This window comes from Kutzneria sp. 744 (genome assembly GCF_000568255.1).
In the GTDB taxonomy this organism is placed as follows: Bacteria; Actinomycetota; Actinomycetes; order Mycobacteriales; family Pseudonocardiaceae; genus Kutzneria.
Genome location: NZ_KK037166.1, coordinates 10,152,486 through 10,159,159 on the forward strand (window position 1 = coordinate 10,152,486; position 6,674 = coordinate 10,159,159).

A 6,674-nucleotide genomic window follows, 5' to 3' on the forward strand; every position below is an offset into this window, starting at 1 on the left:
GACCTCGTCGCCGGCCCGGATCGCCAGCTCGACCAGTGCCGCGCCGGGAACCACGGTGGCAGCGCCGATCGTGTGTTCGGCCAGCCAGGGTTGCGTTCGGGTGGCGAGGGTTCCGGTCAGCACCACGTCGTCCGAGTCCGGCGTCCGCACGACCGCGCCGAGCAGGGGGTGACCGGCGTCGTCCAGGCCGATGGCCGCGACGTCCCCGGCGAAACCGTTGTCCGCCAGCCAGTAGTGGTGGTGTTGGAAGGGGTAGGTGGGGAGGGGGGTGTGGTGGGTGTGGGGGAGGAGGGTGGTCCAGTTGATGTGGTGGCCGGTGGTGTGGAGGTGGGCGAGTGCGGTGGTGAGTGTGGTGGTGTGGGGTTGGTTGCGTCGGAGGGTGGGGATTGCGTCTTCGGTGATGGTGGTGAGGTTGGCGTCGGGTCCGATTTCGAGGTATGTGGTGGTGTTGTGGTTGTTGAGGGTGGTGATGGTGTCGTGGTAGCGGACGGTGTTGCGGATTTGGTTGATCCAGTATTCGGGGTTGGTCCAGTCGTTGGTGACGGGTTTGCCGGTGACGGTGGAGATGGCGGCGATGGTGGGTTGTTGGTAGGTGAGGGTTTCTGCGACCTTCCTGAAGTCGTTGAGCATGGGTTCCATGAGTGTGGAGTGGAAGGCGTGGCTGACGTTCAACTTCTTGGTGCGGTGGCCCTTGTCGGCGAGCTGTGCCGCGAGTGTCGTGACGGCTGTTTCCTCTCCCGACAGGACGATGGCGTTGGGTCCGTTGATGGCGGCGATGTCGACGCCGGGTGTGGTGGGGATGTCGTTTTCGGTGGCGTTGATGGCGATCATGGTGCCGCCGGTGGGGAGTGCTTGCATGAGGGTTGCGCGGGCGGCGATGAGGGTGCAGGCGTCGCGCAGGTTCAGAACGTTGGCGATGTGGGCTGCGGTGATCTCTCCGATGGAGTGGCCCGCCAGATAGTCCGGTCGGATGTTCCAGGATTCGAGGAGTCGGTAGAGGGCGACTTCGAGGGCGAAGATGGCGGGTTGGGCGTGTTGGGTTTGGGCCAGAAGACTGTTGTCGTTGCCGAAGATGATGTCGCGGAGGCCGGGGAAGTGCGCACAGACGGCGTCGAAGGCTTCGGTGTAGACGGGGAAGTTCTGATAAAGGCCGTGGCCCATGCCGATGTGTTGGCTGCCTTGCCCGGTGAACAGGAAGGCGAGTTTGCCTTCGGTGACGGAGCCGGTGACGACGTTGGGGCTGGTGAGGTCGTTGAGGCCGGTCAGCAGTTCGTCTCGGTTCGTGCCGACGACAACGGCATGGTGTTGCCATTGTGTGCGTTTGGTCAGGGCGGAGGCGATGTCGGTCGGGTGGAGTTCGGGGTTGTCGGTGACGTGGTCGGCGAGGCGGCGGGCTTGGTCGGCCAGGGCCTGCGGCGTCTTGGCGGACAGGATCCACGGCACGACCGGCAGGGACGCGGCGGGCTGTTCCTCCTGTGGCGGCGCCTGTTCGATGATGACGTGGGCGTTGGTGCCACTCACGCCGAACGACGAGACGCCGGCCCGTCGGGGGTGTCCGTTCTCGGGCCATTCCCGGGCCTCGGTCAACAACTCCACCGCGCCGGCCGACCAGTCCACGTGATGGGTCGGCTGGTCGATGTGCAGCGATTTCGGCATGGTGCGGTGCCGGATGGCCATGACCGTCTTGATGATGCCGGCGACGCCGGCGGCGGCCTGGGTGTGGCCGATGTTGGACTTCAGCGAGCCGAGCCAGGCCGGTTCGGACCGGTTTTGGCCGTACGTGGCCAAAATCGCCTGGGCCTCGATCGGGTCGCCCAGCGTGGTGCCGGTGCCGTGGCCCTCGATCAGGTCGACATCCGCTGTGGTGAGGTGGGCGTCGGCGAGCGCCGCCTGGATGACGTGCTGCTGGGCGGGACCATTGGGAGCCGTGAGACCGTTGGACGCGCCGTCCTGGTTGACGGCCGTTCCGCGCACCAAGGCGAGCACGTGGTGGCCGTTGCGCTGGGCGTCGGAAAGTCGTTCCACCAGAAGGAGTGCGGCGCCTTCGGACCAGCCGGTGCCCGACGCGGAATCGGCGTACGCACGGCAGCGGCCGTCAACGGCCAGGCCGCGCTGCCGGGAGAACTCGATGAACGCGGCCGGTGTGGCCATGACCGCGACACCGCCGGCCAGCGCCATGTCGCACTGGCCGGAACGCAGAGCGTTGGCGGCCAGATGCAATGCCACCAGCGACGACGAGCACGCCGTTTCCACGGTGACGCAAGGGCCTTCGAAGCCGAACGTGTAGGAGACACGGCCCGTGGTGGCGCTGCCGGCGTTGCCGATGCTGAGCATTCCCTCGACCTCGGGCGGCACCTCGGACAGGCCCGCCGCATAGTCGTGGTACATCACGCCCGCGTAGACGCCGATGTTCGCGCCGGCCAGGGTGGTCGGGTCGATGCCGGCGTGCTCGAACGTCTCCCACGCCGTTTCCAGCAGCAGGCGCTGCTGCGGGTTCATCGACAGCGCCTCACGCGGGGAGATGCCGAAGAACTCGGCGTCGAACTGGCCGGCGTCGTGCAGGAATCCGCCTTCGCGGGTGTAGGACTTGCCGGACGCCGCCGGGTCCGGGTCGTAGATGCCGTCGAGGTCCCAGCCTCGGTCGTCGGGGAACCCGGTCACGCCGTCGACGCCGTCGGCCACGAGCCGCCACAGGTCGTCCGGCGACGCGACACCGCCCGGCAGCCGGCAGGCCATGCCCACGATGGCGATCGGCTCCGTGCGCTCGGCCTCGACCGCGCGCAGCCGGGACTGAGCCTGCTGGAGCTCGCCCACCACGCGCTTGAGGTAGTCGCGGAGTTTGTCGTCGTTGCTCATGGAGCTTCCTTTGCCGTTGGCCGCGGTCACGACAGGCCGAGTTCGTTGTCGATGAAGTCGAACAGCTGGTCGTCGGAGACCTCGTCGAGTTGGGCCACGCCTTCCCGCGCCGGGCCGAACCGGTCGGCCAACGCCCGCAACCGGGCGGCCACCCGGGTCCGCAGGTCGGCGTCGAGCGCCTCGCCGTCGAGCGACCGCTCCAGCCGGTCCAGACCGGTGATCAGGTCGTGGTCCGCCGTCGGGGCGGCCGCCCCGAGCTGGTCGGTCAGCTGGCGGGCGAGCGCGGCGGGGTTCGGGTAGTCGAACACGAGCGTGGTGGACAACCGGATGCCGGTGACCGTGGCGAGCCGGTTGCGCAGTTCGATCGCGGCCAGCGAGTCGAAACCGAGATCGCTGAACGCGTGCGACGCGGTGACCATGTCCGGCGACGAGTGCCCGAGTGCGGCCGCCACCTCCGCCCGCACGAGGTCGAGCACGGCCGCGGCCCGTTCGGGCGCCGGCAGCTCCGTCACCGTCTCCACGAAGCCCTTGGCCGGCTTGGCCTTCTGCTTCGCGCGCAGCAACGCCGGCGCGGTCTGCGTCGTCGCGATCGCGTTGTGGTCCAGGTTCGCCGCCAGCACGTCCGGATCCGTCCCGGCCAGTGCCGCGTCGAACATCGCCAGCCCGTCCTGAGTGGACAGAGGACGGACGTGGCCGCGCTGTGCGCGCTGGTCGAGGTGGGCGGTGATGCCGCTCGCCTCGGCCCACAGGCCCCACGCCAGCGACGTCGCCGCGAGCCCGTCGGCGTGCCGGTGGCGAGCCAGGCCGTCCAGGAAGCTGTTGGCCGAGGCGTAGTTGGCCTGCCCCGGGTTGCCCAGCACACCGGAAGCCGACGAGAACAACACGAACGCCGCGAGATCCGTGTCCCGGGTGAGCTCGTGCAGGTGCCACGCGGCGTCCACCTTCGGCCGGTACACCGTGTCCACCCGCTCGTCGGTGAGCGACGAGAGCACGCCGTCGTCGAGCACGCCGGCCGCGTGCACGACCGCGGTCAGCGGTCGCGCGGTCTCGACCAACTCCGCCACCGCCGCCCGGTCCGCCAGGTCACACGCGACCACACGGATTTCGGCCCCCAACTCGGTCAGTTCGGCCTCAAGCTCCTCGGCCCCTTCCGCCGCCGGGCCCCGGCGGCTGGCGAGCACGAGCCGCCGCACGCCGTGCTCCGTCACCAGGCGACGGGCCACCAGACCGCCGAGCGTGCCCGTGCCGCCGCTGATCAGGACAGTGCCGTCGGGGTCCAGCGCACGCGGCGTCCCCGCCGTCGCCTTGACCAGCCGGGGAGCCGAAACCGAACCGTCGCGGACCATCAGCTGCGGCTCACCGGACGCGACGGCCGTGGGCAGCAGGGCCAGGTCGTCCACGTCGGCGAGCACGAAGCGGTCCGGATTCTCCAGCTGCGCGGCGCGGACCAGGCCCCACACCGCCGCGGCGGCCGGGTCGGTGGCCATGCCCCGCGTGACCACGACCAGCTTCGCCGGCCGGTCCCAGTCCCGCACGGCGGCCAGCGCCCGTCCGACCAGCACGCGGGCCCGGTCCGGCGCCGACCGTCCACTTCGGACGTCAGGTCGAGCACCTCGAACGGCTCCGCGTCGCCGGTCGCGTTCACCGGCGTCCACTCCACGCGCATCAGGGGCGGCGTGGCCGCGGCGACCTCGCGGAACACGACCGAGCCGGCCGAGGCCACCGGCTGCCCATCGGCGTCGGTCACCGCCACCTCGATGCCGTCGCCGTCCACCGGGCTGATCCGGGCCCGCAGTGTCGTCGCGCCGGAGGCGTGCACTGCCACCGAGTTCCACACGAACGGCAGCCGGGCACGGCCGTCCGCCGCGCGGCCAGGCAGGAACACCGCGGCGTGCAGCGCGGAGTCGAGCAGGCCCGGGTGCAGCGCGAAACCGGCGGCCTCGGCCGCCACCTCCTCGGGCAGCTCCACCTCGGCGAACACGTCGTCGCCCCGGGTCCAGACCCTTTCCAGGCAACGGAAACGCGGCCCGAACGCGAAGATGTCCATCCGCTCGTAGAAACCGTCGAGGGCGATCGGCTGGGCGTCGCCGGCGCCCATTCGCCAAGGTCGGCCGGCTCGACCGGAACGGCTTCGAGCACACCGCTCGCGTGGCGGGTCCACTCGGCGTCGGCCGTCCGCGAGTACACCGCCACGGCACGCCGGCCGTGGTCGTCCTCGTCGGCGACGGTCACCTGGACCCGGACGGCGCCGCTCCCGGGCACCACCAGAGGTGTCTCCAGCGCCAGTTCGGCCAGCGTCGGGCTGCCGGCCTCCGCGCCCACCCGCAGGACCATGTCGACCAGCGCCGTGCCGGGCACCAGGACCGCGCCGGCGACGGTGTGGTCGACCAGCCATGGGTGTGTCGCCAGGGAAACCTGGCCGGTGGCCAGCACACCGCCCGAGCCCGGCAGGACCGTGATCGCACCGAGCAGCGGGTGGTCCGCCCTGTCCATGCCGGCCGCGGTGACGTCGGCGGCCGGTGTCGCGGCGGGCAGCCAGAACCGTTCGCGCTGGAATGCGTATCCCGGCAACGGAACCCGGACCGCACTGCCTCCGCTGAGCGCCTGCCGGTCCATCGGCACGCCCCGTGTGAACAGCGCCCCGACCGCCCGCGCGAGCATCCGCAGCTCGTCGGACTTCCGCTTCATGGTGGGGATTGCGCCGTCCGTGATGGCGGTGAGGTTGGCGTCGGGTCCGATTTCGAGGTAGGTGGTGGTGTTGTGGTTGTTGAGGGTGGTGATGGTGTCGTGGTAGCGGACGGTGTTGCGGATCTGGTTGACCCAGTACTCGGGATTGGTCCAGTCGTGGTCGGCGGGTTTGCCGGTGACGGTGGAGATGGCGGCGATGGTGGGTTGTTGGTAGGTGAGGGTTTCTGCGACTTTCTGGAAGTCGGCCAGCATGGGTTGCATGAGCGCGGAGTGGAAGGCGTGGCTGACGTTGAGTTTCTTGGTGCGGTGGCCTTGTTCTGCCAGTTTCGCCGCGAGCGTCGTGACCGCGTTTTCGTCTCCTGAGAGGACGATGGCGTTGGGTCCGTTGATGGCGGCGATGTCGACGCCGGGTGTGGTGGGGATGTCGTTTTCGGTGGCGTTGATGGCGATCATGGTGCCGTCGGTGGGGAGTGCTTGCATGAGGGTTGCGCGGGCGTGGATGAGGGTGCAGGCGTCGGTGAGGTTGAGGACTCCGGCGGTGTGGGCTGCGGTGATTTCGCCGATGGAGTGGCCGGCGAGGTAGTCGGGGTGGATGTTCCAGGATTCGAGGAGTCGGTAGAGGGCGACTTCGAGGGCGAAGATGGCCGGTTGGGCGTGTTGGGTTTGGGCCAGGAGATCGTTGTCGTTGCCGAAGATGATGTCGCGGAGGCCGGGGAAGTGGTGGCAGACGGCGTCGAAGGCTTCGGTGTAGACGGGGAAGTTCTGACGGAGGTCGCGGCCCATGCCGATGTGTTGGCTGCCCTGGCCGGTGAACAGGAAGGCCAGCTTGCCTTCGGTGACGGAGCCGGTGACGACGTTGGGGCTGGTGAGGTCGTTGAGCCCGGCCAGCAGTTCGTCCCGGTTTGCGCCGACGACAACCGCACGATGGTTCAGTGCCGCGCGTCGGGTGAGGGCGTGGCCGACGGCGACCACGTCCGTGTCCGCTGTGACGAAGTCCACCAGCGCGTCGGCCTGTGCGCGCAGCGCCTCCGGTGTCTTCGCCGACAACTGCCACGGAATCACCTGCGGCCGTGGGCTTTCCGGTGAGCCCTCGGGCGGCCGGGACGTGCTCGATGATCACGTGGGCGTTG

2 protein-coding genes and 2 pseudogenes are annotated in these 6,674 nt (G+C 69.6%); all 4 read right to left on the minus strand.

Translation table 11 applies throughout. The features are described from left to right. Window positions 1-3,612: beta-ketoacyl synthase N-terminal-like domain-containing protein (locus tag KUTG_RS46245; protein WP_369794595.1), on the minus strand; the 3,612-nt coding region annotated here is incomplete at its 3' end. Beyond that, a pseudogene (locus tag KUTG_RS66790) lies at window positions 3,606-4,202 on the minus strand (SDR family NAD(P)-dependent oxidoreductase); the annotation flags it as partial. The pseudogene KUTG_RS66790 and the gene KUTG_RS46245, both read right to left, overlap by 7 nt. Continuing rightward, complete coding sequence (locus KUTG_RS66795; protein ID WP_369794596.1) at window positions 4,202-4,954, minus strand: polyketide synthase dehydratase domain-containing protein; 753 nt, start codon at window positions 4,952-4,954, stop codon at window positions 4,202-4,204. The gene KUTG_RS66795 and the pseudogene KUTG_RS66790, both read right to left, overlap by 1 nt. Window positions 4,955-5,043: 89 nt before the next feature. Continuing rightward, window positions 5,044-6,327: pseudogene (locus tag KUTG_RS66800) on the minus strand (acyltransferase domain-containing protein); the annotation flags it as partial. Between the last annotated feature and the right edge of the window lie 347 nt (window positions 6,328-6,674).